Origin of the sequence: Synechococcus sp. PCC 7335, from assembly GCF_000155595.1 — a bacterium.
Classification (GTDB): Bacteria; Cyanobacteriota; Cyanobacteriia; order Phormidesmidales; family Phormidesmidaceae; genus Phormidesmis.
On record NZ_DS989904.1, the window covers coordinates 4,409,641 to 4,434,868 of the forward strand.

Consider the following 25,228-nt stretch of genomic DNA (forward strand, 5'->3'; position numbering starts at 1 on the left):
GGATCAGAAAAATGCAGGCCGTTGATTGGGCAATTGTGGGAGTATACGGACTGATCTTGCTAGCGATTAGTATTTCAGCGAGTCGACAGCAGAATAGTACAGACGAATATTTTAGAGGCTCTCGGCAGTTGCCTTGGTGGGCAATTGGATTTTCAATTATTGCCACATCATTTTCGGCGGCCTCTCTACTCGGTGGCCCCGGAGAGGGATACAACAATGGTCTTCTATACTTGCAGCTTCAGTTTGGGGACTTATTAGGATATCTGCTGGTCATCTTTCTGTTCCTACCTTTCTTTGTGGGGCTGAATCTAACTACAGCTTACGAATATCTAGAACGGCGGTTTGATGGAAAAACGCGATCGCTCGGCTCACTCTGTTTTTTGCTGTTTGTGATTGCTCGTTTAGGTGGTCTGCTGTACGCGGCCTCTCTAGCCGTCGCGACAGTTATCGGCCTCCCCTTGCCACTAGCGATTCTACTTGTTGGAATTGTCTCGATCGTCTATACAGTAGCGGGCGGTATCGCGGCGGTTGTTTGGACAGATGTTCTGCAGTTCGCCATGATCTTCGTGGGCTTAGGCGCTGGTATCTGGGCAGCGTCGCAGGGTGTCTCTGGAGGACTAGGCGAGCTTTGGAGTACAGCAGGAGAGGCCGGAAAGCTGACGGTGATCAATACAACTTGGGAGCCGGAGTCAATTCGGTCGCTGCCCACGGCTTTGTTTGCTTATGGAACGTTGGCTTTTGCCGTAGCCGGGACCAATCAACAGTCCGTACAGCGCTATGTCTCTTGTGCAACTATTGCAGACGGGCGGAAGGCCATTCTACTCGGCTGGTTCTCTGGCTTTATGGGCGTAGCCGCAACCTTGATTTTAGGGACGCTCCTATTTGGCTTTTATACGGCCAATCCTGGATTACCAGAAGATATTCCCGCTGATGGAATTCTGCCCTATTTTATTGTCAACAACGGCCTACCAGGTACCTCTGGCTTGCTAGTAGCCGCAATCTTAGCCGCAGCGATGTCATCGATTGATTCGGCGCTACATTCTTTGGCGACCTGTATGACGGTTGATTTCTATCAGCGCTATTCAGCCCATGAGGCAACCGAGAGGCGATCGCTCAAAGTCGCCCAGGGTCTGATCGTTGTCTGGGGAGTGATCGGTATTGCCTCTGCTTTCTACGTTGCCTCTACTGGCGAAGCGTTGCTGCCTTTTTTGATCAAATACACGGCGATGTTCTTGGGGCCACTATTAGGGCTGTTTTTAATGGGCGTTCTGATACCTAGAGTCAATGCCAACGGTGCTTTCTATGGAACGATCGGTGCGGTGATTTTACTGGCGATCGGCACAACATCAGGGTTGTTTTCCTTCCCAGGCATTTGGCAATCTGCGGTAATCGCACCGATTGGAGTATTGCTAGGAGTAATTATCTCTCTTTTGGGAAAAGTGCCTGCTCAAAGATCTACAAAAGGACTTACCTTCTGGAGTAAGTCAGTAGAATAGGCTAGCTGATGAGCCAAACCTTTTCGAAACACTCTGGGTATAACCTCCGATGTCACAGCACGTTCTGATTACAGGTGCTTCTCAAGGGACTGGAAAAGCCACCGCCCTCAAGTTTGCCTCGAAAGGCTGGGATGTCACCCTAGCGGCTCGTCAAGCAGATAGACTGCAGGCAGTGGCTGAGCAAATAGAAGCCATGGGAAGCAAGGCGATCGCACTGCCTACTGATGTCGGCAGCGCCGATCAAGTCAGCGCCCTAATCGAAAAATCTCTCTCCACCTTCGGCAAGATAGACACGCTGATTAACAATGCAGGCATCTGCCTAACTGGCCCAATGGCTAACACCAGCCTAGAAGACTGGCACCGCATCTTTGATACTAACTTTTGGGGATATGTCCATACGATTCGAGCAGTCCTTCCGGCCATGCTGTCCGCAGGCAAAGGTACAATCATTAACGTCGGCTCAATCGGCGGCAAAATGCCAATGCCCAACATGACGGCCTACTGCGCCAGCAAATACGCGCTGACCGGCATGACCGAAACGCTGCGTCTAGAGCTAGTGTCCAAAGGTATCCATGTAGGAATTGTGCATCCAGGCATCATTGACAGCGACTTCTTAGAACGAGCCCAATTTAGAGGCAGTGATGATCAAGCCATACAGGATCGTCAAAATCAGATGAATCAGGCGCTACAGTCTGGTCTCGCTAGTCAGCCAGAAGATATTGCCAACGCCATTTGGAAAGCAGTGCAACAAGAACAGAATGAAGTGGTTGTAGGGGTAAGTGCGATCGCCACTAACCTCAACCGCCTCTTTCCTGCTCTCACGCAATGGGCGCTGAGCAAAGGAGCGAGCTAACAGTCACAAAATAAGTGAGCCGACAGTCACTAAATAACAGTTAACAAACAACAGTCACCCAATATCTGCTGAAGCGTCGTATTTCAGTCTTCTATCACTTCTTCGACGTCAGCTAATATCGGTAGCGTAATCACGAATTCTGTTCCTTTTCCCATTTCAGAATTGACCTCAATCGTACCCTGATGCTGCTGGATAATCTGAAAACAAATCCCCAAGCCAAGACCGGTTCCTTTTCCGACTGGCTTGGTAGTGAAAAAAGGATCGAAGATTTTTGCCTTCACTTTAGGTGATATTCCAGGTCCAGTGTCACGAATGCAAACTTGAACGTGCTCTTTGGGCAGAGTTCGAGTCAAAATCTCTAGCTGCTTTGGTCGAGAGTCGCTCTCCAGCATTGCATCTAGAGCATTAACTATGATGTTAGTAAAAACCTGATTAATCTGTGCTGGCGAGCATCTAACCAGCGGCATGGGGGCATATGCCTTCACGACATCTATACCTTCTTTCAGCCGATGATTCAAAATCAGTAGCGTACTGTCTAGCCCCTCACAAAGATCTACATCCTTGACAGCTGCTTCGTCCAATCGAAAAAAATTCTTGAGCGAAACGATAATATCTCGAACCCGCTGTACGCCTCTCTCCAGTGAGGATAGGAGCTTTGCCGAATCTTCCAATACGAACTCAATTTCAATATCTTCTTGTTTCTCTAGAATACGCTTACTAGGATCTCGATACTCTAATTGATAGGTTTTTAATAGATCAACCAAATCGTTGAAGTACTGACTCAGTGGCGCTATATTACCTTGGATAAAACCAATTGGATTGTTAATCTCGTGAGCGATGCCTGCTACCATTTCGCCCAGGCTTGACATTTTCTCCGTCTGAATAAGCTGCATTTGGGTCTCTTTTAGCTGCCCAATTGTCTCTGATAATTCTTGAGTTCGCGCCTCTACTCTTGCTTCTAAAGTATGCGCTAAAAGCTCAAGCTCTCGGGTGTATTGTCCAACCCATTGAATCAGCTGATTGAGTGAGGCAGCAAGCGTACCAATTTCATCTTGGTTTCTAACTGGCACCCGCAAACTATAGTCATTATCTTCAACAACGTTTAAAGCAACCTCTGTAATCTCTTGAATAGGAGAGGCAATCCGCTTTGCTATGCAGTATCCAATTACAGATAACAAAGCTGCGCCAATAGTCCCTGTCATGAAAAATAATGTCCAAAGCCTTGCCTTTGCCTGCTGAACGGGGGTACGAGACACCAATAAGATTATTTCAAAATGTTCGTTGTCAAGTCCATCCAAACTGACAACCTGCGCCAGATACGACTGACCTCGAAAGGTCATCTTTACTGGGCTTTCAGTATAGTTCTGTTCTTTCCAAGAAAAATCATCTAGGCCGGAAGGGAACGTAGAGGCCAGTACCTGGTCGTCAGAGATTGCCACTATCTGCTCATCAATAGAGTCGTTGATTTGTAATAGCAAATCATTGCTCAGCACTCTTCCTAGAACCGCTCCGCCAACGATACCAGCAGTATTTTTGATAGGGGCAGTTCCCAGTAAGACCGGTGCTCCATTACCTGACGAGCCCACTACTGTAGAGATGCTTGCACCTACCATCAATGAATCGAGAATAGCTTCGCTGTATATCTCTAAATCCAAAAACGATAGCGATCTAGTATCTAACAGAACCTCTCGATCACGGCTAAAGACCTTAACCACATCCGTTTCTAAAATGGCTTTGCCAGGCAGAATTCGCTGCTGCAGTAAGATCTGATCTGATTGCATCGTCCCCTTAATAATCAACTCTTCATTTGCGAGCAGCCGAGCACTACGTCTGAGATTAGTTAGCTCTCTATTCAGTTCTCGCTCTACTAAGCTTGCAAGTTCTGACGCCTTTTCTTTTTTATTAGCATCTAACTGTTGAGAAAAATGCCTTCCAATTAGAAGCACACTCAGTATCCAAAAGATAAGGAGAGTTAAGATAAATGGCAGAGAGATTTTAATAGGTAGCGAAGCTCGACGATAGCTAAACTCGCTATGTGGGAATGTCATCTTTAGAGTGTATAAGGGCGTATAAGGCAGACATCTTGTCTATAGTCTTTAGGGGCAAACGCTAAATGGCATCAAGGACTAATCTTTTTCAGCTTCAAGCTCACTTTCATATGCACTCAGAATGTTTTGTCCCTCCTGACTGGCCACAAAAATGGCGAAGTCTTCCGCGGCTGGGGAAGGCGTTCGAGATAAAGCCATTCCTAGTGGGATGCTCATTAGATAGTCACCTGAGCGAATGTTCGCCTTAGAGGGTCCAACACCATCAAGGCGAAGTATCCTGAGTGGCAACTGAGAGAGTTCTTTGCTAAGCGGCACAGCCGCAATCGAAAAATTAGTAGTCGCTACGCCCTCAACCAAATAATCATCATCAGCAAAGAAGATAGCTTCTGATGCAATCTCTAAGGTTTCACCTAGATAAGCCTGCCGCAGAACTTGCTTCTCATTTTCGTCTTCTGCAAAGTCAAACAAAGCGATGCTAGCATCTGGTCCACCAACCTCTTTCCAGTTTCTAATCTGGCCTGAATAGATTGCCCTAAGCTGATCAGTACTCAGGTTGGAGACGCCCGTCAAGCTTTCATGCGCGACTAGCACCAGCGGCACTTCTATCAAGGGAACATACTTTACCCCTTCACTTTCTTCTGCTTTGGTCAGCTGATGGCTAAGCGCACTAATATCCAGCGCGCCATCCTTTACACCCTGCAGTCCGGCGCTTGTCTGACTCTGCGGGGCAAAGTCAGCTTCGACATCGCCTACGGTTTTGCTGTAACCTTCGGCTAGCTCTTCAAGAATCTCATAAGCTTCCAAAGACCCCCCAATCTTGAAGGTTTTGATAACGGACTGCGAGGGAGAGTCAGCCGAAGAACAACCTCCTAAAGCACCAAACAAGGCCCCGCTGATTAAAATGGTCTTCCAGCATATCTTTGGCATGATCTAAGGTCAGTTTGTCGAAGCTTTGGTTCATCGAAGCTATGAAAGGCCGCTATAAAGCGCGATCGCGAGATATCACCCTGCCTGACTATCTTTCCCAATCGCCCTTTGGCTTCCTCTACTTTTCAGCAAAAGAAGATCATGTTTGTACTCGATTCTTTCTTCGGCCGCGATCGCAGTGAGCCCCGAAGTGAGCCCTAAACTAAAAGCCATCCTCTATTGAAAGCAGCACATGAAGGCAGCAAAGAGTGGCATACTCTCTCTAGGCCGCGATCTGATATCAGTGTGAAAAGAGTTCCACACGCCTGAGCTATTCGGTCGATAGCACCACCAAAGTCAACAGTAAAAATACTTAGATTAACTAGCAATTCTTTAGACTCAAAGAGCGGTGAAGAATCGCAATGGCTTTTCATGGTCAAACTGTAGTAATGTAAAGCTTTGTAAAGTCGTTTCTTCCCTTAGGTGCACTCTTTAAGTCTTATATGCTGTGTCATTTAGCCAAGTTGCATCTACACGCGATGTGTGTGGGCGGGTACTCTTTTCCCTTGCTATATCCACTAATTAGGTAATACGTGCCGCTAAGTACTCTCCCGGTTGAATCAATTCCCTCTGCAGAGCCTGAAAAAGATCTGCCTTTCACGCTAAGAGAGCTCAAAGAAGCGATTCCTAACTATTGCTTCGAGCCATCTACGCTCCGTTCACTCTCATACTTCTTCTTTGATATTGGTGTTATCGCTAGCTTGTATGCGATCGCCCACACGATTAACTCTTGGCTATTCTTCCCTCTGTTTTGGCTTGCACAGGGCACTATGTTTTGGGCCTTGTTCGTAGTCGGCCATGACTGTGGCCATGGATCATTCTCTAAACGCAAGTGGCTCAATAACCTGATCGGACACCTTAGCCACACTCCCATACTGGTGCCCTATCACGGTTGGAGAATCAGCCACCGGACGCATCATGCCAACACTGGCAATATCGATACCGACGAGAGCTGGTATCCGATTTCTAAAGCCACTTACGACGAGATGGAAGGCGGTGCTCGCTTTCTGCGGTTTACGCTTTTTCTATTTGCCTACCCGTTCTATCTATTCTTTCGCTCTCCCGGTCGTCAAGGATCTCACTTCTTACCAAGCAGTCCTCTCTTTCGCCCGTCTGAAAAGTGGGATGTAATTACAAGTACTACCTGCATCGCCTTGTTTATCGGCTTTTTGGCGTGGGTCGGCTTCGCCTTTGGACCTCTGTTTCTGATTAACTACTACGTCATGCCCTACATCGTGTTCGTCGTATGGCTAGACTTAGTCACCTTCTTGCATCACACAGAGCCAGACATCCCCTGGTATCGCAACGATAGCTGGAACTTTCTTAAAGGTGCAATTTCGACTGTCGATCGCGACTACGGATTTATCAACAACATCCACCACAATATTGGCACCCACGTAGCGCATCATCTTTTCTTGAGCATGCCTCACTACTATCTCAAGGATGCGACCGCAGCAATTAAGCCAATCATGGGTGAGTACTTTAGAGAGTCCAAGGACTCTATTTGGACTAGCTTTTGGCGCTCCGCGCGCGAGTGCATCTATGTCCCCAACGAAGGTCAAAAGATCTACTACCAGCCTCGTCAATAGTACGAGGCTAGGCGAAGCGACTCATATAACAAACGGGTCGCTTCGCTGTTGATAATCGCTCTAAAGCAGCTAGCTGCAAGAACTTGCAAGGACTCTATCTCCTGTATATAGGTAAATCCTAGAGCTTGGTAGAATGACTCACATAACCCAGAAAGCAGCAGGCTGTTTTTAGCAACAGCTCTATTGAGTGAACACAAGATGCATAGACGAGTTTTTTTAAGCGGCATGCTGCCCGTATTAGCAGCGCCAAGCTATCTCTACCGAAACAGCACGGCAGAAGTAATGGGCAGTAAGTCGGTACGTGATGCCTTCAAAAACAAACAGTCGAACATCATTGTAGAAAATGTGGCCGGTACGGTAGAAACCCTCCTACCAGATGACACCGAAGGATCGAGGCATCAGCGGTTTGTGGTTCGCATCGGTCGCAACCAGACCGTACTCATCGTCCATAATATTGACGTTTCACAGCGGTTAGACGACTTACGCAAGGGCGATCGCATCTCTGTCAAAGGCGAGTATGAATGGAACGATCGAGGCGGCTTGATTCACTGGACACACAAAGATCCACGTAACAGCCACGAAGACGGCTGGATCGACTACAGGAACGTTCGCTACGAATAGCCACACAACAGTAGTCAAGGAATCTACCAGTTCTGAAGCAGCGTGCGGGCAGAATGAATCTGTAAAGACTTCTCCGTAAAAGGCACCATTATGAACTGGGTTATCTTGCTCGCTGCCGTTGCTATTGTCGCTATCGCTGTTCTGAACGTTGGTACTTCTAAAAAAGCTGCGCAGAAGAAATCCAAATCTCAGATACTAGAAGTTCCATATCGAATGAAAGGTACTTTATTTACACCTACCGAGCAAGAATTCTATTATGCGCTGTGTCAAGCGTTGCCAGCTGAGAACGTTGTGTTCGGTAAAGTTCGTGTAGCAGATGTCATAGCACCAGCCGCTGGACTTTCTAAGTCTCAATGGCGCTCTGCGTTTAATCGTATTCAAGCCAAGCATTTTGACTTTGTGCTGTGCGATCGCTCAACACTAACGGTCAATGCGGTCATAGAGCTACAAGACACTAGTCACAAGAAACCGAGCCGCGCTAGGCGAGATCAGTTCCTCAGAAAAGTCTGTACTGACGCGCAGCTACCCTTGCTAGAATTTTCAGCTAAGCCAAAGTACGTGGTCAAGGATATAGAAAATTCTCTAACAGAAATTTGTAGCAGCTACAGTTAGAGCAACCACTCGAAATTCACACCTACCCGGCTATCACCCTCGTCGGCGGTGCTCTGCCATTCCAAATCAGTGGAAAGCCGGAGGTTTGAAGTCACTGCGTATCCAAAGTTTAGATGCGTAACGCTTAGGCCCTCACGATCACCGACCACCCAAGACTGATCAACCGTTATATCAGCCGCACTAGTCCGAGAAGGAACGAAGCGAAATCGTACACCGAGGTTGGCCCCATCGATGTTGTAATCATCAGCAGAATCAACATGGCGATAGCCGACAATAGGAGAAAAGTTGACATAGCCTCCTAGCGGCAAAACGTAATAGTGTAGGTCCGTGCCGTAAGCCGTGCGATCGCCTCTAAAATTCTGTTGATAGTCCACGCTCACAGTCAGCGGCGTGTTACCCACAAAGATGTCATCTACACTCACCGCAAACCCGCTGGTGCTATCCGAAGAAGGAAAAAAGCTATAGCCGATCTGAAATTTCGTTCTAAAGCTAGGGTCGTTACGAATATCTGAGCGAACGTCAGGAACCTCTTCTAGCCAGCGCTGCAGCACCGGGCTTTGCTCGATGGTTTCTGGTGGCAGGTTAAGCGGCTGCTCAGATGCAGACACATCAGGTAACGGCGAATCAGACGCTGTAAGCCATGGATCTATTGACGGCAGCGGCGGCGTAGCGAGGGGTACGGCCAGGTCGATCGTAGCTTGAGCCTGAACAGCGTTCCCAAAGCAGCAGCCAAAGCCCAAAGCGATTCCCGTTGCATAGCCAAATACTTGATATTTCATGGACATAGAGTATCTTGCTGACTAGGTTACGGTCTAGAGCAACCGCCCTCAAAAGATATCTATCAAAGGTCGCTCTACAAGAAGTTCATAGGGTTAATAGGCTTACCCGCTTTACGAACTTCAAAGTGTAAATGTGGTCCTGTTGAAAGACCGGTTGTTCCAATCGCGCCAATTACATCGCCCTGTCTGACCGTCGCTCCTTCGGCTACGTTTAGCTTGCTTGCATGCCCGTACAGCGTTGTTAGACCACCGCCGTGATCCAAAATTAACGCATTGCCATAGCCACCATACCAGCCAGCGAAGATCACAATGCCGCTCTCCGCTGCCAGGATCGGACTGCCGTGGGGCGCACCGAAATCAGTGCCTGCATGAAACCGACTGTAGCCGAGTACCGGGTGGTAGCGCTTACCAAACTGACTCGTGATCTGACCAGACGCAGGACGCACCATCTTCCCTGACGATCTCGCAGCGAGTAAAGCTTCTTCTCTAGCAATCATTTGGCCAGCCGTTCTAGCCGCTGAAACTCTTTCTAAAATCAGCGCTGTTAGCTGATTGGAATCCCTGTCTAACTGATTAATCGCGGCTTCTAACGCCCCGCGATTCTCTCTCAAGCGCGTGACCAGGTTGCTCTGCTCCCGTACCTGTGCGGTGTACTGCTCTCTGCTAACTAACAGCTGCTGGCGTAAAAGTGCGATCGCATTCCTTTGTTGTTCAACTTCTTTCTGCTGTTCAGTAATCTCAGTTGCCCTATCTCCTAAACCAGCTAGCAAAGCACGATCAGCTTCATATAACTGCTTTAGCCGATAGCGTCTGTCCAAAAAATCATTGAGATTATCGCTTTGCAGCAGCACTGCCCAGCCTTGAGCCGCCTGCTGACGTTGCATAAACTGCAGACGGCCGACAACTGCGGTCCGCGTCTGCTCATACACTTGCTTATTCTCCTTCAAAGTAGCTTCTAACGCATGAAGCTGCCGTTCCGATTCCCCTAGCTGGTGCTCTGTATTTGCAATCCAAGTATCTGCGCTTTGAATTGTTTTTGATAGGTTCCGAATATTTTGGTTTGCCTGTTCCTCCGCCCTTTGGTAACGCCGGCTAGCATCGTCGTAAACCTTTAGCTGTTGGTTTACCTGCTGGCGCTGCTGACGCAGTTGATCAACCGCTGGATCAATTGCCACCTCAACTGCCGAAGCCTTTACTAGGTCAACAGATCGAGCCTCAGCAGGTTGATTGCTACCTAGAAACGGGTTACCAAGCCAGATGCAACCGAAAACAGCAACGGCAATGCCTATAATCCAATATCGCTGCCAGCGCTGACGCCATAGAATCATACTTCTTACCTGCTTTACCACAGTTATCTCTATAGCGAGGCCATCAAATTGCACTCACCAAAGCCACTACGCCAAACCCAATAATCAGCAGACCAAACACCCTGCTAGAAAATCGGTTGAATCGAAACAAACGCTCGGGCGTGAGGCGATCGCGTAGATAGGCCACCCCTGAGACTAACACCAGCCACCATAGAATTGAGCCCGTAAATACGCCAAACACAAGGGTTACAGAATCGAGATAGGCGCTCTGTGTGATACCGAGACCAGCGAAGATAGCCACGAAAGAAAGGATGGTTGCAGGGTTCGTGAGGGTAAGCGCAAGGGTGGTAGTGTACGCAGAGAAAAGAGAAGGAGAGCTAGCGGGAGATATGAGGAGAGACGATTCGTCAAGATTCGACGTAGAAGAGGATAAGGGTTGCGTGCTCCCTCTGCTCAGAAATGTGGTGAGTCCTAAATAGCAGAGAAACAAGCCACCACCGATTCGCAGCCAGTTACTGTATCCAACCAAAAATTCCGAAACAGCCGTCAGGCCAAAGGCAGCAACCATACCGTAAAGACCATCTGCAGTGGCCGCCCCAAGCCCCGAAAGCACCCCCACCAGTCTGCCTTTATCTATCGTTCGCCGAATGCATAGCAGTGCAATTGGACCCACCGGAGCTGCGATCGCAAGCCCCATTGCAATTCCTCTTAGCAGTACAAATATCAACACCGATCAACCCTCCAAAAATCATCATCCCAACCCACCTCTGCGACGGCTGAACGTAGTCAGGGGCCTCACCCCTACCCTTCCTCTGCCTCAATCGGCACCGCTGCCGTATCTTTGATTGATCGCAGCGAGATCGTTGTCCGCGTCTGCACAATCCCCGGCAGCGCCTTGAGTTCCTCACTCAAAAGCTGCTCTAGCTCCGAAGTAGAACGACAGCAAATCTTCAGCAGATAGTCCCCCTCGCCCACGATGTGATGACAAGCCTGCACCCGATTATTCGCCTGCACGTACGCCACAAAGCCCTGACGATACCGAGGATGCTCCAACGTGACTGTGACGAACGCCGTCAGTCCAAATCCAAGCACTTCAGGATTGAGCTTGGCTGCATAACCCAATAGCACACCTGCCTTCTCCAACCGCCGAACCCGATCGGCGATAGCGGGCGCAGAGACCCCAAACCGCTCCGCCAGCGCAGACCACTTAACCCTTCCTTCAACAGTTAGGACGGCCAAGATGCTGCGGTCTAGCTCATCAATGTGCATATGCTAAAAGTTAAGTAAGTCTTGCTGAAACTATTTTTATAAAAGCAATTAATCAGACTATAGCTAATTAAATAAAGCTTATAGTCATTTTTTAGCATTAAAAATTAGAAATAGATTTCCTTCAAACCATTTGATCGAAGAGAGGATCGTTATCAGGTACGCAGATCTATCAACGGCACTGTGGTATTAAAAGTCAGCGCCTGTAGAAATAACAGACTAATTTAGCCTTCGAGCTTTGATTTCTGCAGTTGCACATACAGCAATCACCCAACGCACTGGGCAATTGCGAACCACTTAGCTCTATAGGCATCAACGGTTTTACCTATTACAAATGTGTAGAGCTAAGTGACAAACGCTATAGGCACACAGGCAAGTTTGAAGTTTCTTATGATTGGGCATTTGAGCGCCGTACTAGAACAGATTGATATTCCTGCCGATTGGATTGGCATTCGCGCCACGCAAACCACTAGCACCATTCGGTCTATGCGCGATGGCAATCCGCAACAAAATAGACGCACGCTAAACCAAGGGGCAATGGTAGAAGTACTCGCCCGCGGTCAATTTGGCTATAGTGCAACCAATCAGCTGACCCCTGAAGCGCTTAGAGCTGCTGGAGAGCAAGCTTATGAACAAGCCATCGCATCTAGCCATTGGGCGGTTCATTCATTTACAACAGCGGTTCGACCCACCGTAGTTGGCAGCTACACCTCACCGCTAGATCAGCCGTTTGACAGTTTGACAGCCGCCGACATTAACGACCTTCTCCGTCAGCTCTGTGAGCGACTAAAGGTATCACCAGATATCGTGCATACCAGAGCGATCGCCCGCACCCACGACATCGAATCCTGGCTAGTCAGCAGCAACGGTTCCCAGGTCCATCAGAAATTAAACCTGATAGAAAGTCATTTAGGGGCGATCGCCCAATCTGCTGACGTCACGCAGGCCCGCACGGATAACGGTCCAATGGCCCATAGCTACCAAGGCGGCTGGGAAAGATTTAAAACCGCGGATCTTTGGGAAAGAGCCACCCGCATTGGTGAACAGGCCATCGAACTACTCACTGCCCCCGACTGTCCTAATGACACCACCACGCTCGTGCTCGCCCCTGATCAAATGATGCTTCAGCTACATGAAAGCGTTGGCCATCCTTTGGAGCTAGACCGCATTCTAGGAGATGAGCGCAACTACGCGGGCGGTAGCTTTATTCAGCCTCAAGACTTTGGTCGGCTAGCCTATGGTTCACCGTTGATGAATGTCACTTTCGATGCCACCCATTCTGGAGAACTTGCTAGCTACGACTACGACGATACGGGTGCTCCGGCCAAACGAGAATACCTCATCCGTCAAGGTGTTTTAGAACGAGGCTTAGGTGGGCTAGAAAGCCAAACTCGTCTGAATATTCCTGGCGTAGCTTGTGCCCGGGCCTGCAGTTGGAACCGTCCTGCGATTGACCGCATGGCAAACATTAATTTAGAGCCAGGAGAAACCAGCTTCGAGGCCATGATCAGCAGTATCGAAAACGGTGTGTATATGGAATCCAACCGGTCTTGGTCAATCGACGATCAGCGGCACAAATTCCAGTTCGGCTGCGAATATGCTCGCAAAATTGAAAATGGCCAGCTGACGACCCCGCTTAAAAATCCTAACTATCGAGCCACAACGCCGCAGTTTTGGCACAGCCTTTCTCAAGTAGGAGACGTTCACACAGCCGCCGTGTACGGCACCCCCTGCTGTGGCAAAGGTGAACCGAATCAACTAGTGAGCGTCGGTCATGCCTCTCCAGTCTGCGCTTTCGACGATGTCGAAGTATTTGGAGGCGCCAACGCATGACTTCTGAAGTTCTGCCCTCTCAAACTCTGCGCAAAGCAAATCAACCGAGTGATCACAATCAATTGTCCAATAGCTACGAAGAAACGTTTCAAAAGCTGGTCGCAGCCATTCCTTCCCAGCTAAAAAATCACCAAGATTTCACCCTTTCGCTAGCGGGAGAAGAAAGTCAGTTCACCCGGTTTAACCGAGCCAAAGTCCGACAGACTGGGCTGGTACGCGACGGGCAGATATACCTAAGCGTGATGACAGATAATCGTACAACCTCGGTTACCCTACCATTTACTGGAGAGTTTGATACCGATTGGCTATCCACTCAAAGTGCCTTATCACAAGTTCAACAAGATTTCTTTGAGCTACCTATTGATCCCTATGTTGTTCTTCCTACAGCGATAGAAGACAACACTAGCCGAGAAGTTCGTAGCGGGCAGCTATTAAAAGCAACAGACGTTGCCGAGCAGCTGCTTCGTCCAGTTGAGACGCTAGATTTCTCTGGACTTTATGCGGGAGGTATCTCCTATCGCGCTTATGCAGACTCTGCTGGAAAACAGCACTGGTTCGAGGCGCCCTCTTTCACGTTGGACTATTCTTTGTTTGGTAACAGCCTTAATCAAGCAGCCAAAGGGACAGTCGCGGGCAGCCGTTGGGATGCCGAAACATACCGTACAAACGTCGCTGCTACTCAAAGACAGTTAGAACTGCTCTCTCGCCCTGCCAAAGTTTTACCGAAAGGAAGCTATCGCACCTATCTCGCCCCCGCTGCCGTTGCCGAAATCATTGACACAATCACCTGGGGCGGCTTAGGAGAAGCGGCGCTTCGACAAGGAAATAGCGCTTTCAGTCCGCTAGAAAAAGGTGAGTCGATACTCTCTAAAAAATTCTCTCTAGAAGAAAACTTCAACAGAATTAGCATCCCTCGATTTAATGATAGTGGAGAAATTCCCCCAAGCCAGCTACCCATCATTGAAAAAGGGAGATGGGCAAACTCACTGGTCAGTCCTCGCAGCGCCAAAGAATACAAAAAGCCTAGCAATGCTGCGAGCACCCCTGAATCGATGCGTGCTCCCGCGATCGCACCAGGGACCCTATCCCACTCACAGATTCTCTCTCAATTGGATACTGGCCTTTACCTTTCCAACTTACACTATCTAAACTGGAGCGACCTAGTAGCTGGGGGTATTACCGGCATGACTCGCTACGCCTGCTTTTGGGTAGAGAACGGAGAGATTGTCGCACCGATTGAGAACCTACGATTCGACGACAATCTTTACCGATTCCTCGGAGAAGGTCTAATTGATCTCACCGTAGAACAGACGTTTATTCCCACTGTTAGCACCTACAATCGACGATCGCTCGGTGGTATGTGGGTACCCGGTATGTTGATAGAGCAGTTTCGATATACCCTTTAGCTTGGCAGATAGCTTGGAAAAACTAGGCTATCTGCCAGCAGATATCTAGTGAATATCTGAGCTAAAGGCTAGAACTTGGCGCTAATCCATGACTTCTGAACAGAGAGTATCCATTTCATTGAGCGGCGTTCTGATTGTTTTTGCCGCGATCGCAGCCGCAATCATCGGATGGCAGCTACGGGGGCTATTACTCCTAGTGATGATCTCCGTCGTCTTGGCATGCTCAATCTCTCCTATCGTGGCTTGGGCAGAACAGTTCAGAATCCCTCGCTGGCTAGGGGCACTACTGACCTATCTAGCCATTATTGGTACCCTAGTCGGCGTCGTTCTGCTGATTGGACCAACCGTGCTAGATCAAATTCAGCTACTGGTCCGACAGCTACCGCTGCTACTGCGAAAAGCCGCGACCCAAACCGAAGCCTGGCGCTATCTCTCAATGACAATAGGCCAGACTTCACCGCTCAAGTCTTCGATCAGCTAGATGTGCAGGCGATCGCCGCCTGGGCCGTCCGCTCAACTCGTCAGCTCGCCTTGCGTTCTTTCACCGTCACCACAGACATCCTGGGTACACTGCTTAGCCTCGTACTGGCTATCTTTATCTCCGGCTATATGCTGGCCGACAGCAGTACCCTCACCACTAGCTTTGTCCGGCTGTTTCCTCAGCCATGGGATCAAGAGATTGGCCAGCAGCTACCTGAGATTGGCAGTCGCATCGGCGGCTATATTCGAGGTCGACTGATCGTTTCTTTCACCTTAGCGCTAGTCACTGGCGTCGGACTCAGCTTCCTAGGACTCAAAGATTTTGCGGTGGGCCTAGGCGCGATCGCGGGTGTCACCAACCTGATTCCTTTTCTCGGTCCTATTCTGGGCGCTATTCCAGCCTTGATCGTTGCTATTCCTCTAGGCGGCTGGGTGGTCCTTTGGGTAATCCTTTTCTACATAACTATCCAAAATATTGAAACCTACATTCTCGATCCGCTCTTAGTCGGCAACTCCGTCGGCGTACATCCGCTCTATCAGCTTCTAGCTGTCTTAGGTGGCACTCAAGTTTTGGGCATCATTGGAGCACTGATCGTTCCCCCTTGGGTCGCTGGTGGTGCTGTCCTCCTAGAAAACCTTTATCTCAAACCTAAACTTAAAAACGAAAAACATCTGCCAGCGAGCATCCCGGCCGATACAGCAGGAATCAATGCTAGTTAAAGTTTTAGTCGACACCTTGGTCAGAACATCCAAGCCAAAGCATCTAAAGCGGAAAAATCTACAGCAGCAGGTGTCCTGATGCCTTAGGCCACCTGTTAGTCAAGTTGACTGTCATACAACGGTTTCAGCCGATGCATCCGTCCTCAGCACCTCAACAGGTTGTATAGCTCAAAAACATTTAGTATGCACTCAAGAAACATTTAGATTTCATTTAGCATGTGTGTATTTAGTGATAAGTCGCCTCCATATCTATTGACTCTAATATCTAGCGGCCTATAATCGGCTAGATTGTGGCGGCCTTTTAGTGCGGCATCCATCTACCCTCTACGAACCCGCAACCCTATGAGCATCGTCGTCACCCTCAGCATTGTGGCTATCGCCCTAATGCTTTTCATCGTAGAAAAGTGTCCAGCTGATATCACTGCTCTAGGTGTTATGGTGGCGCTGATCCTATCTAAGCAGGTCACCCCCGAGCAAGGCATCGCCGGATTTAGTAACCCGGCCACTATCACAGTGATGGCCATGTTCATCCTCAGCGCTGGCGTTGCTCGCACCGGTGTTTTGCAGCAGGCCAGCAGTTGGCTGCTTCAGTGGGGCGGCAAACAGCTTACGCGGCAGATTATTGCCTTAGGCATTATCGTCGGGCCGATATCTGGTCTGATTAACAACACCGCTGTCGTTTCTGTTTTTTTGCCTGTCGTCGAAGACTTTTGCCAGCAGCACCGCATCTCGCCTTCAAAGCTAATGATGCCGCTCTCTTTCGCCACCATCTTAGGCGGCATGATCACTGTAGTTGGCACCTCTACTAGCGTATTGGCCAGTGGCCTCTCGGCAGAACTTGGCTTTGGCGCGTTTTCGCTCTTTCAGTTCACCGGACTCGGCGTGATCACCTTTGTAGTGGGCCTTCTGTATATGGCGATCGCCACCCCGTTAATGATGCCTGATCGTCGAGTCGACCATCGAGGACTCAGCCAAAAGTACGGCATGAAAGACTACGTTAGCGAAGTAGTCATCACGCCCCGCTCTAGCCTCGTAGGGAAAACACTCAAAGACAGCCAGCTACAAAGACGATTTGACGTAGACGTGCTCGAAATCATCCGGAACAACACCCATTTTCCTCAGCCGCTAGCTGACAAAAAGATGACCGTGGGTGATATTTTGCTTGCCAGAGGTGGCAAGCAGGATCTGCTAAAGATCCGAGAAAGTGAAGGACTAGAGATCCTACCGGACGTACAATTCGGCCATAAATCCTGGCAGGGAGATCTTAGCGAAGAAGAAGGTATTGCCGAAGCTCTGGTGATTGCTAACTCTAGCTTGGTCGGCTCTACACTCAAAGACCTACGATTCCGGCAAAAGTACAACGTTACGGTGCTGGCCATTCGCAGAGGTCAAGAACTGGTGCGCGATCGCATGGGAAAAGTTCCGCTGCGCTTTGGCGATTTGCTGCTAGTCCAAGGGCCAAAGCAGAGTTTAGCCGGTTTGCAAACCAGCCGAGATCTGCTGCTACTAGAACAAAGAGACGTTGAAACTCTACGCACCAGCAAGACTTATATTGCGCTTACCATTGGTCTAGCCGTCGTCGCGACCGCCGCCATAACCGACTATCCCATCCTAGTATCTGCCCTTGCAGGCGTAGTTGCTATGCTAGTCACCGGCTGTCTCAAGCCAGGTGAGCTATATCAGGCCGTCCGCTGGGACGTTATCTTCTTACTAGCTTGTCTCATTCCAATGGGAACCGCCATGCAAAACTCCGGCGCAACCGAATGGATTGCTGCCCAGCTAGTCGCAATGAGTGGTAGCCTATCTAGCTATTGGACACTTACGCTTATCTATGTGCTTACCGTGCTCCTTACCGCCGTATTATCCAATAATGCATCGGTCATATTACTTTTACCAATTGGCGTACAAGTTGCCACTGCCGTTGGCCTCAGCCCTTTGACCGTCATCTTTGTTATCACCTTTGCCGCATCCAACAGCTTTATAACTCCGATTGGCTATCAGACCAACACTATGGTTTATGGTGCAGGTGGCTATCGCTTTCTAGACTTTCTTAAGGTAGGCGGTCCTTTGAGTTTAATTATGACAATCATCACGCCTCCATTGGCGCTCTGGCTATATGGAACATAGAGACGGATCTTTATCTCGCTTTAAGTCCTTAGTTTGAGACGGCGACCAAGTAGCGTCGCTCGCAACCCTGGGCTCGCTAGTGCCCTCCATCCGGTAAAACTTGCAATTTCATCAGACTTGTTAGGAGAATAAACAAATGTCAGAACAAAAAGGCGTTACCGTATGGTTCACTGGACTTAGCGGCGCTGGGAAAACCACTATCAATGACGCGCTTAAGCTAAAACTAGAAGAGCGTGGCGTCAAGTTTGAGGTCCTAGATGGCGACATCGTTCGCACCAACCTAACAAAGGGATTGACCTTTAGTAAAGAAGATCGTGATACCAACGTTCGTCGGATTGGTTTCGTCTGTGATTTACTCACGCGCAATGGTGTGATTGTTTTAGTTGCTGCTATCTCTCCTTATCGGGCTATCCGCGAGGAAGTCCGCGAAAAAATTGGTGACTTCATCGAAGTCTATGTCAGCGCACCGGTTGAAGAATGCGAGAAGCGTGACGTAAAAGGTTTATACGCCAAAGCCCGCGCTGGTGAGATCAAACAGTTCACCGGTATTAGTGACCCTTACGAAGCGCCTACCAACCCTGAAGTTAACTGTGAAACTCACAAAGAGACTTTGGAAGAAAGCGTCAACAAAGTTATCGCTAAGATGGAAGAGATGGGCTACTTGCCTGCTGCGGTTGCGGCGTAAGATAATCGAACATCGGCTCTGCCTAGCGCTTGGTAACAACTTACGCAGATTGCGCAGATACTCAACACAGACATCTCAACACAGGTATACAGCAAAGTAAGGATGCGTTCTTACTTTGCTAGTCAGCTTAGCCATTGTGACTAGTCAGCTTGGCCATTGTGACCTGATGCTTACCTAATGCCCTTAGGGTCTTTGTTGTCCTTACTGACCTAATTAGATGCAATACTGTGTCAGCTAGGCAGAGTCAATAGTACTTGCTTGAAGTCTCAACTTACCACATTCATCAAAGTATCCAACTCTGCATAGTCAGGGAGAGTAGTATCAATCTGTTTGCCTTTGCGAATAACAACACGATCACCTTGTCCCCTAGCCATCAGTTCATTAAAACTTCGCGCTTTAAACACAACAAAGTCGGCAGAGCCACCTTCAAAAATCTTTCCTATGTTCTCAAGACCCATCATCTCAGCGGGGGTTTGAGTAATCGCCCTCGGCCAGTCTTCGATCGGATGATCAAGCTGTCCAATCTTGACAGACTGAGTAAAGACTTCTAGACCATCATGATCACCGTAGGCATGGAACGGATCGCGGCAATTATCAGAGGCGATCGCACACTTTACCCCCGCCGCTTTCAACTCTCTCAAAATTGTCACTCCCCGATATCGAGGCGTTCTCTGTTTTTTTTGCGCTAGCTGACGGTCCTGCAAGTACAGATTACACATCGGTAAACTCACGATCGAAATGCCTGCTGTTTTCACAGCATCAATGGTTTGTTTTACCTCCGCCTCAGATTGAACAGAGAGACTACAGCAGTGCCCACAGGTAATCCGGCCTGTAAACCTATGGCGAATCGCTGCCTCGGCGACCAAACGCAGCGTCACATCATTAGGGTCTAAGCTTTCATCCGTATGAAAATCTAGGTCCAATCCTCTCTCTATTGCCAGCTCAAATGTTCGATCAATCTGTTGAACAATTTCATCATTCATAAAACAGACACCGCCCAAGACGCCGCCATAGGCGGCCATCAAATCTGCTAGCTTTTCTCCCTTCGGCGTTAGAAAATAGTCTAGAGAGACCAGACAAACCGCCTGCAACTGAATTCTATCGACCCATTTCTGCCTCAGTTGACGAAACACTTCAAAGCTAACTTCACCTTGCTCATCAAAAGCATCTATATGAGTACGAACCGCCTGAGTGCCATGCGCGTAGCTACAATTCAGCCCAAACTCAGCCCGCTGATAGACATCCTCTGCACTCCAGCGCTGCTCGCTATCGCTTTGCACGGTCTCTAGAGCCTGCTCAAACGTTCCGTTGGGATTTGGACTTCTTGGCCAGATATGTCCCTTATCCAAATGAGTATGCATATCGACAAAGCACGGCCAAACCAAACTCGAATTCGCATTGACAACTGGTACAGCTACTTCTAGATCAGCGTCGGGCGATCGCACGCTTACCACCCTCCCCTCATTCACCTCCAAACTTACCGAAGCTAGCTCTGGGGAATCAGGGACTGACTGGAACCGAGCTATTGAAGGCCATTCGTCTGAATCAGCCAATAAAGAACGCGGCACCTGAGCATTACAGAGCCAGTAGTGAGCAGCTTTAGGAAATTCAAGGAAAGGAGTGATCGGCATCGGCACAGAAAGTAAATAAGGGAACAACGTCATTCGCTAGACTTAGCCCAGTTAATACACAGCCGGGTACCTTTAATACCGAGGACCACTTGGCTTAGCACCTAGCGCCTTGGCAGTTAAATCATCAAAGCAATTATCAGCAGGCCAGATAGATAGCTACTAAGACCCTAACTATTTTGAAGTTCTTGCTGCCTTTTCTCTAGCCACTTCACAACCTGATTTCCTAGCCGCACATCGTCTAAACGATCAACTTCGCGAATACCAGTTGGACTAGTCACGTTCACCTCCGTCAAATAGCCGCCAATGATGTCGATCCCAACAAAGACTAAACCGTCTTTGCGAAGAACAGGGGCGACTTGCTTACAGATTTCTAAATCACGTTCGGTAAGCTGAGTTTTGTCGCTACGGCCCCCGACAGCCATGTTGCCGCGAAATTCTTTACCGGTAGGTACACGGTTCACAGCTCCAATGGGATCGCCATCAAGCAAAATCACCCGCTTATCCCCCTCTTTAGCAGCAGGTAGGTAAGCTTGAACCATTATGGGTTCGTGACCCTGTTGAGTGCTAACTTCAATGATGGAATTAAAGTTGCGATCGCCTTCTTCTAAAAATAAAATTCCCTCACCTGCCTTGCCACCCAAGGGTTTCACTACCCCCGCACCCCAGCGGTCAACCGCTTCACGAATCACTCGCTTATCAGTGCTAACGATTGTTTCAGGAATCGCCTCTGTAAACTGCAAGGCATACATCTTCTCATTGGCTGCTCTCAATCCTGCCGGTGAATTAATCACCTGTGTTTTCTGACTATCAATGTAGTCAAGAATATAGGTCACATACAAATAGGGGACTGTCACCGGCGGATCTTTGCGCATAAAGACAACATCCATCGCCTCTAATGGCTGCCATTCTGCATCGCTCAAGCTATACCAATCTGATTCACCTACCCAGCGATTACCCTCCTGTACAACCGGCTTCATCTTCACAGAATGTAGCCAGCCATAGGCCCTGCTCTCAACTACACCTAGCTTATTGACCTGCGTAATATACACCTCGTGGCCCAACATCTGCGCCGATTCCATGATTGCCACACTCGTATCATGGCCGGGGTCTAATCGTTCAATTGGGTCGATGATGAACGCTAATTTCAAAAGAACTCTCCCAAAAATATTGCTTTGAATCTTTAATACGACTACATCTGTGCGAACAATTACACAAGCTACCTCACTCACAAACACAAATCAGCAAAAAACCGAGTTGCTGAAGTTTCAGTACTAGACTGCGTTTCCAGGAGCGCTTCGCTAGTTTGAACAACTAGTCAGTACTGTGACAATCCAAATTCGGTACCATCACTGATTCGCAGCTCTCTCAAGACTTACTACTGTAAGCGGTAGGTTGGGGAGAGGAGAATTCAAATGTTTAGCAAAGTCATACAGGCGGCTATCATCACATTATCTTTACACCTTTTGATAGGTCTAAACACGCTTGAGACAAAGGTAGTACGTAATTCTGTTGAGCCAGATGAAGTCCCTAGCGAAGTCATCATCGCGCTCAAACAGGCACTTAATCGCCTTTAGTAGCTATGCGCTCTCCTCCTACTTCTATCCAAAGAAAAAGCGCACTTTTTATAGAGAAGTGCGCTTTTTACTTAAGCATTAAGTTGTCATCAAAAACGAAGTTAAGCTTTTTGAGTAATTTCTACTAGTAACTTTTACTCACTAAAATCACAGAAATGTCCTCTAAAGGAAGCGTTGCTAGCTACCAATCTACTAGCTAGCTGCCAATCGAGCGGAGAAAGTACTAGGCGAGAAGCTAGGTGCATAAGACTCTATGACGCGACCAGTTTTCGCGCAAGAAACCATTAAGTAGTCGCAGCTATCACACTGAGTGCGAACTTGAGAAGTCTTGGCGACATAGCGCCTTTCAGCTGCTCTACCACAGGTCGGACAGTGTACGATTTGAACCGTATCCTTTTCTCTACGCTGACAAACAGCAGATGAACCAGTAGATGAAGCTGCAGCTAACGATGCTGATACTTCCTTAACAGCGCTATTAAGGAGCCTTCCTGAAGATGCATTTAAAGCTGCATTTTGTCTAAATGATTTAAGAAACGTTTTAGCGCGAATTTTCATAACCTTCATGGTCTCTAACGGGTTGATGACATTACTCAATGTTTATGAGTGTCAACGCTTCTGCACTGTCGTAACATTCAAAGGTGGATGTCATGGTTTGTGCACGAGCTATTGATTTACTTATTATGGCAATTAGCTAGTGCTATCGCAAAGGGGTCCAAAGACATAAAAGTCTGGGGATCGCCCATTACAGAACCGATCCCCGACCTATGAAAAGGCCCGGAATACCAAGGATAGATAAGTATTTACGCTTCGTTTTTACTATGGGAAACTCTTTCTCCAGACATATACAAGCTCACAACTAAAGATTCTCTTTATATTCTTTTATGAAATATCTCTAAGCATCGTAATACTTCTTCGTATCGAAATATTTAGCAAAGTAAATCTGAGTTAAATATCTGATTTTGAAAACTAAAAATGTATCCTGAAGAACACTTTGATAAATATTTCTAAAAGTACTATTTCGCCTACATGAATTTGTAGACACTAACTCCTTTGTGCTGCAACTTGGTATCAGAAAACACACTAAAAAATACCAATATCAAAGATACGAACTGGGTCAACAATTGCGGTGTATTTTAGATACCTAATAGCGCGGCGTTTAATAGATTGTCTGTCGACTAAACTTATCGACTACATAGCTGCAGAGGGATGAAAATACTCATATATTTGCTTTGCAAGCTGAGGACCAATGCCATCGACACTAGCAAGTTGTTTTGGAGAAGCTTCTCTGATGTAGTCGATTGAGCGGAAGCTAGCAAGGAGTTGCTTACGTCGGTTGTGCCCAAGGCCTGGAATATCTTCTAAGCGCGATCGCCTCATCCTAGTCATGCGCTTCTTGCGATGAAAGCTCACAGCAAATCGATGCGCCTCATCTCGCAGCCGCCGCAGCAGCATCACCCCGGGCTGGTCAGCTTCCGTCTCTAGCGACTGCTTTTCCCCAGGCAAAAATATCTCTTCATGCCGCTTGGCCAAACTGACCACACGCAACTCAGATAGCAGGTTCATATCCTGTAGTTGAGCAACCACAGCCGACAGCTGGCCTTTACCACCATCAATCATGACCAGATCGGGCCAGTCTGGATTGCCTAGTCGCTGTAGGTTCGGATCTTCCGCATAGCGGCGAAAGCGACGATGGATGACTTCGGCCATACTCGCAAAGTCATCAGAATGACCACTGGTGACAGTCGGATTCTTGATTTTGTAAGTGCGATAGTGCTGCTTGGCGGGTAGTCCATCAACAAAAACAACTTGGGAAGCAACTGCATCAGAGCCCTGGATGTGGGAAATATCGTAGCCCTCAATGCGCTTTGGCGGACCAGGAAGATCAACAATTTCAGCCAGATCTTGCATAGCCTGCGTATTGCGATCAGCAAAGCGCTGGGTACGAGCTAGCTCATACTGAGCATTTCGTTCAACCATCTCAACCAGCTCAGCTTTGACCTGGCGCTGCGGCACTTCGATAGAGACTTTGCGACCCTTCTGAGCACTGAGAAAGTCGCTCAGCATATCGCCATCAGGCAACGGATGCTGAGACAAGATCTCAGTAGGAATTTCAACTGGATCAACCAGGCGATAGTGCTCTTCAAGCACTCGCTGCAAAATTTCGCCAGGAGTACCGGACTCCGCCTCAGCGACAAAACCTAAACGACCGACCAAACGACCCGCACGGATTTGAAACAGTTGGATGCACGCATGCTGGTCGTCCCCAGAAAGCGCGATCGCATCTCTAGAGACTGTACTCTCTGGCAAAGCCACCTTCTGGTTGGCCCCAAGCGTCTCTAGCCCCTTTATCTGATCGCGAATGATGGCAGCCTTCTCAAAATCAAGCGCCTCAGCAGCTTTCTCCATCTTGGCATTTAGCATGTCAATCAACTCGTGCGATCGCCCTTGAAAGACCATTGCCACTCGCTGCACAATTTTGTGATAGTCCTCCGGCGTAATTAGCTGCTGGCACACGCCAGGGCACTGGCCAATATCGTAGTTTAGACAGGGCCGATCCTTAAACAAAGGCTGCTTGCGTTGCCTAAGCGGAAAAACTCGCTTGGCAATTTGCAAAGTGCGACGCAGTGAGCCAGTGTCTACATAGGGACCGTAGTAGCGATTTTTTGCATTCTTTCGCCGCTGTCGTGTAATGAAAATGCGCGGATAGTCCTCAGACCAGGTAATGCAGAGATAGGGATACTTCTTATCATCTTTGAGCAGCACATTGAAATAGGGCTGGTGCTGCTTAATCAGGTTTGCCTCTAGCGCCAGCGCTTCGGCTTCTGTATCGGTAACGATAATCTCAATATCTGCCACCTTCTGCACCATCGTGGCAATCCGCGGCGTATGGTGATGTGCCCCCTCTCGAAAATAAGAACGCACACGATTACGCAGGCTTTTCGACTTACCAATGTAAAGAATTTGGTCAGTCTCATCCTTCATGTAGTAAACCCCTGGTTCTTGGGGGATTTCCTTCAGTCGATTTTCTAACTTCTCCGGGTTTCGTAGAAGCGTCTTATCAGAAGCAGCAACAGAAGTAGGCACGTAGTAACTAATGTTATGAACGGGTGAAGGTATCAGCAGGCACTATCAGCAGAGATAGAGTCTCAAAAAGATAAGAGAGCCAAAGCTAAAAGGGCAAAGCCAAACAGCCAAAGCCAGACAGCCAAAGACGTACCAAATATTCTAATGCCAG

General features: G+C 48.4%; 22 protein-coding genes. 13 read left to right on the top strand and 9 right to left on the bottom strand.

Annotated elements, in window-relative coordinates; translation table 11 throughout:
- Positions 1-11: 11 nt before the first annotated feature.
- Both S7335_RS18435 and S7335_RS18440 read left to right on the top strand, forming a co-directional pair.
- Positions 12-1,496: a sodium:solute symporter gene (locus S7335_RS18435; RefSeq protein ID WP_006454403.1), complete on the top strand. Its 1,485-nt coding sequence runs from the start codon at positions 12-14 to the stop codon at positions 1,494-1,496.
- Positions 1,497-1,545: 49 nt separating this feature from the next.
- The gene (locus S7335_RS18440) at positions 1,546-2,349 is read left to right on the top strand and encodes an SDR family oxidoreductase (RefSeq protein WP_006453583.1); all 804 of its coding nucleotides are present in this window, start codon (positions 1,546-1,548) and stop codon (positions 2,347-2,349) included.
- Between the two features lie 83 nt (positions 2,350-2,432).
- Here the strand turns inward: S7335_RS18440 and S7335_RS18445 are convergent, their stop codons facing one another.
- Together S7335_RS18445 and S7335_RS18450 are read right to left on the bottom strand one after the other, a co-directional pair.
- The gene (locus tag S7335_RS18445; RefSeq protein WP_227500032.1) at positions 2,433-4,130 is read right to left on the bottom strand and encodes a sensor histidine kinase; all 1,698 of its coding nucleotides are present in this window, start codon (positions 4,128-4,130) and stop codon (positions 2,433-2,435) included.
- 345 nt (positions 4,131-4,475) lie between these two features.
- Complete coding sequence (locus S7335_RS18450) at positions 4,476-5,324, bottom strand: substrate-binding domain-containing protein (RefSeq protein ID WP_038016497.1); 849 nt, start codon at positions 5,322-5,324, stop codon at positions 4,476-4,478.
- Positions 5,325-5,365: 41 nt separating this feature from the next.
- Between S7335_RS18450 and S7335_RS27940 the strand changes: the two genes are divergently transcribed.
- The 4 genes from S7335_RS27940 (at position 5,366) to S7335_RS18470 (ending at position 8,185) form a co-directional block, all read left to right on the top strand.
- Positions 5,366-5,506 (top strand): hypothetical protein, encoded by a 141-nt coding sequence (locus S7335_RS27940; RefSeq protein WP_006453511.1) that lies wholly within the window; start codon positions 5,366-5,368, stop codon positions 5,504-5,506.
- Between the two features lie 390 nt (positions 5,507-5,896).
- Positions 5,897-6,952 carry a fatty acid desaturase gene (locus tag S7335_RS18455; protein ID WP_006456746.1) on the top strand — a complete coding sequence of 352 codons (1,056 nt, stop codon included), beginning with the start codon at positions 5,897-5,899 and terminating at the stop codon, positions 6,950-6,952.
- Between the two features lie 198 nt (positions 6,953-7,150).
- A complete protein-coding gene (locus S7335_RS18465; RefSeq protein ID WP_006455344.1) occupies positions 7,151-7,573 on the top strand; it encodes a DUF3465 domain-containing protein in 423 nt (140 codons plus the stop codon).
- A gap of 90 nt (positions 7,574-7,663) precedes the next feature.
- Complete coding sequence (locus S7335_RS18470) at positions 7,664-8,185, top strand: DUF2726 domain-containing protein (RefSeq protein WP_006455724.1); 522 nt, start codon at positions 7,664-7,666, stop codon at positions 8,183-8,185.
- Here the strand turns inward: S7335_RS18470 and S7335_RS18475 are convergent.
- From S7335_RS18475 to S7335_RS18490, 4 genes are all read right to left on the bottom strand, one after another.
- Positions 8,182-8,970 (bottom strand): hypothetical protein, encoded by a 789-nt coding sequence (locus S7335_RS18475; protein ID WP_227500033.1) that lies wholly within the window; start codon positions 8,968-8,970, stop codon positions 8,182-8,184. The two genes, S7335_RS18470 and S7335_RS18475, sit on opposite strands and share 4 nt — an antisense overlap.
- Before the next feature lie 68 nt (positions 8,971-9,038).
- Positions 9,039-10,292: a murein hydrolase activator EnvC gene (locus S7335_RS18480; RefSeq protein ID WP_157620317.1), complete on the bottom strand. Its 1,254-nt coding sequence runs from the start codon at positions 10,290-10,292 to the stop codon at positions 9,039-9,041.
- A gap of 43 nt (positions 10,293-10,335) precedes the next feature.
- On the bottom strand, positions 10,336-11,001 hold the full coding sequence (locus S7335_RS18485) for a LysE family translocator (RefSeq protein ID WP_006457125.1): 666 nt from the start codon (positions 10,999-11,001) through the stop codon (positions 10,336-10,338).
- A 71-nt stretch (positions 11,002-11,072) separates the two neighbouring features.
- Positions 11,073-11,540: an Lrp/AsnC family transcriptional regulator gene (locus tag S7335_RS18490; RefSeq protein WP_006454560.1), complete on the bottom strand. Its 468-nt coding sequence runs from the start codon at positions 11,538-11,540 to the stop codon at positions 11,073-11,075.
- Between the two features lie 387 nt (positions 11,541-11,927).
- On the opposite strand from S7335_RS18490, the gene S7335_RS18495 reads away from it, so the two are divergent.
- The 6 genes from S7335_RS18495 to cysC all read left to right on the top strand — a co-directional run bounded on the left by S7335_RS18495 (position 11,928) and on the right by cysC (position 18,788).
- Positions 11,928-13,370 carry a TldD/PmbA family protein gene (locus S7335_RS18495; RefSeq protein WP_006454608.1) on the top strand — a complete coding sequence of 481 codons (1,443 nt, stop codon included), beginning with the start codon at positions 11,928-11,930 and terminating at the stop codon, positions 13,368-13,370.
- A complete protein-coding gene (locus S7335_RS18500; RefSeq protein WP_006453902.1) occupies positions 13,367-14,776 on the top strand; it encodes a TldD/PmbA family protein in 1,410 nt (469 codons plus the stop codon). Before S7335_RS18495 ends, S7335_RS18500 begins: the two co-directional genes overlap by 4 nt.
- An 88-nt stretch (positions 14,777-14,864) precedes the next feature.
- Positions 14,865-15,257: an AI-2E family transporter gene (locus S7335_RS29230; RefSeq protein WP_255346466.1), complete on the top strand. Its 393-nt coding sequence runs from the start codon at positions 14,865-14,867 to the stop codon at positions 15,255-15,257.
- A 2-nt stretch (positions 15,258-15,259) separates the two neighbouring features.
- Entirely contained in the window at positions 15,260-15,976 is a 717-nt protein-coding gene (locus S7335_RS29235) for an AI-2E family transporter (protein WP_006454339.1), read from the top strand.
- A 342-nt stretch (positions 15,977-16,318) separates the two neighbouring features.
- Positions 16,319-18,103 (top strand): SLC13 family permease, encoded by a 1,785-nt coding sequence (locus S7335_RS18510; RefSeq protein WP_006457532.1) that lies wholly within the window; start codon positions 16,319-16,321, stop codon positions 18,101-18,103.
- A gap of 136 nt (positions 18,104-18,239) precedes the next feature.
- Positions 18,240-18,788 (top strand): adenylyl-sulfate kinase, encoded by a 549-nt coding sequence (gene cysC / locus S7335_RS18515; protein WP_006456990.1) that lies wholly within the window; start codon positions 18,240-18,242, stop codon positions 18,786-18,788.
- Between the two features lie 266 nt (positions 18,789-19,054).
- Here cysC and S7335_RS18520 read toward each other — a convergent pair whose 3' ends face one another.
- Positions 19,055-20,452, bottom strand: a complete 1,398-nt coding sequence (locus tag S7335_RS18520) for a cytosine deaminase (protein WP_083785109.1) — start codon at positions 20,450-20,452, stop codon at positions 19,055-19,057.
- Positions 20,453-20,586: 134 nt separating this feature from the next.
- A complete protein-coding gene (gshB, locus tag S7335_RS18525) occupies positions 20,587-21,567 on the bottom strand; it encodes a glutathione synthase (protein WP_038019059.1) in 981 nt (326 codons plus the stop codon).
- A gap of 264 nt (positions 21,568-21,831) precedes the next feature.
- On the opposite strand from gshB, the gene S7335_RS27945 reads away from it, so the two are divergent.
- Positions 21,832-21,993 carry a hypothetical protein gene (locus tag S7335_RS27945; protein WP_006456088.1) on the top strand — a complete coding sequence of 54 codons (162 nt, stop codon included), beginning with the start codon at positions 21,832-21,834 and terminating at the stop codon, positions 21,991-21,993.
- Between the two features lie 1,188 nt (positions 21,994-23,181).
- Here S7335_RS27945 and uvrC read toward each other — a convergent pair.
- Positions 23,182-25,077 carry an excinuclease ABC subunit UvrC gene (gene uvrC / locus S7335_RS18535; RefSeq protein WP_006455492.1) on the bottom strand — a complete coding sequence of 632 codons (1,896 nt, stop codon included), beginning with the start codon at positions 25,075-25,077 and terminating at the stop codon, positions 23,182-23,184.
- Between the last annotated feature and the right edge of the window lie 151 nt (positions 25,078-25,228).

What these genes read in the sequence shown, in the direction of transcription:
- S7335_RS18435 (WP_006454403.1), top strand. Translation starts at nt 12, where the DNA reads ATGCAGGCCGTTGATTGGGCAATTGTGGGAGTATACGGACTGATCTTG.
- S7335_RS18440 (WP_006453583.1), top strand. Translation starts at nt 1,546, where the DNA reads ATGTCACAGCACGTTCTGATTACAGGTGCTTCTCAAGGGACTGGAAAA.
- S7335_RS18445 (WP_227500032.1), bottom strand. Translation starts at nt 4,130, where the DNA reads ATGCAATCAGATCAGATCTTACTGCAGCAGCGAATTCTGCCTGGCAAA.
- S7335_RS18450 (WP_038016497.1), bottom strand. Translation starts at nt 5,324, where the DNA reads ATGCCAAAGATATGCTGGAAGACCATTTTAATCAGCGGGGCCTTGTTT.
- S7335_RS27940 (WP_006453511.1), top strand. Translation starts at nt 5,366, where the DNA reads ATGAAAGGCCGCTATAAAGCGCGATCGCGAGATATCACCCTGCCTGAC.
- S7335_RS18465 (WP_006455344.1), top strand. Translation starts at nt 7,151, where the DNA reads ATGCATAGACGAGTTTTTTTAAGCGGCATGCTGCCCGTATTAGCAGCG.
- S7335_RS18470 (WP_006455724.1), top strand. Translation starts at nt 7,664, where the DNA reads ATGAACTGGGTTATCTTGCTCGCTGCCGTTGCTATTGTCGCTATCGCT.
- S7335_RS18475 (WP_227500033.1), bottom strand. Translation starts at nt 8,970, where the DNA reads ATGTCCATGAAATATCAAGTATTTGGCTATGCAACGGGAATCGCTTTG.
- S7335_RS18480 (WP_157620317.1), bottom strand. Translation starts at nt 10,292, where the DNA reads ATGATTCTATGGCGTCAGCGCTGGCAGCGATATTGGATTATAGGCATT.
- S7335_RS18490 (WP_006454560.1), bottom strand. Translation starts at nt 11,540, where the DNA reads ATGCACATTGATGAGCTAGACCGCAGCATCTTGGCCGTCCTAACTGTT.
- S7335_RS18495 (WP_006454608.1), top strand. Translation starts at nt 11,928, where the DNA reads ATGATTGGGCATTTGAGCGCCGTACTAGAACAGATTGATATTCCTGCC.
- S7335_RS18500 (WP_006453902.1), top strand. Translation starts at nt 13,367, where the DNA reads ATGACTTCTGAAGTTCTGCCCTCTCAAACTCTGCGCAAAGCAAATCAA.
- S7335_RS29230 (WP_255346466.1), top strand. Translation starts at nt 14,865, where the DNA reads ATGACTTCTGAACAGAGAGTATCCATTTCATTGAGCGGCGTTCTGATT.
- S7335_RS18510 (WP_006457532.1), top strand. Translation starts at nt 16,319, where the DNA reads ATGAGCATCGTCGTCACCCTCAGCATTGTGGCTATCGCCCTAATGCTT.
- cysC (WP_006456990.1), top strand. Translation starts at nt 18,240, where the DNA reads ATGTCAGAACAAAAAGGCGTTACCGTATGGTTCACTGGACTTAGCGGC.
- S7335_RS18520 (WP_083785109.1), bottom strand. Translation starts at nt 20,452, where the DNA reads ATGACGTTGTTCCCTTATTTACTTTCTGTGCCGATGCCGATCACTCCT.
- S7335_RS27945 (WP_006456088.1), top strand. Translation starts at nt 21,832, where the DNA reads ATGTTTAGCAAAGTCATACAGGCGGCTATCATCACATTATCTTTACAC.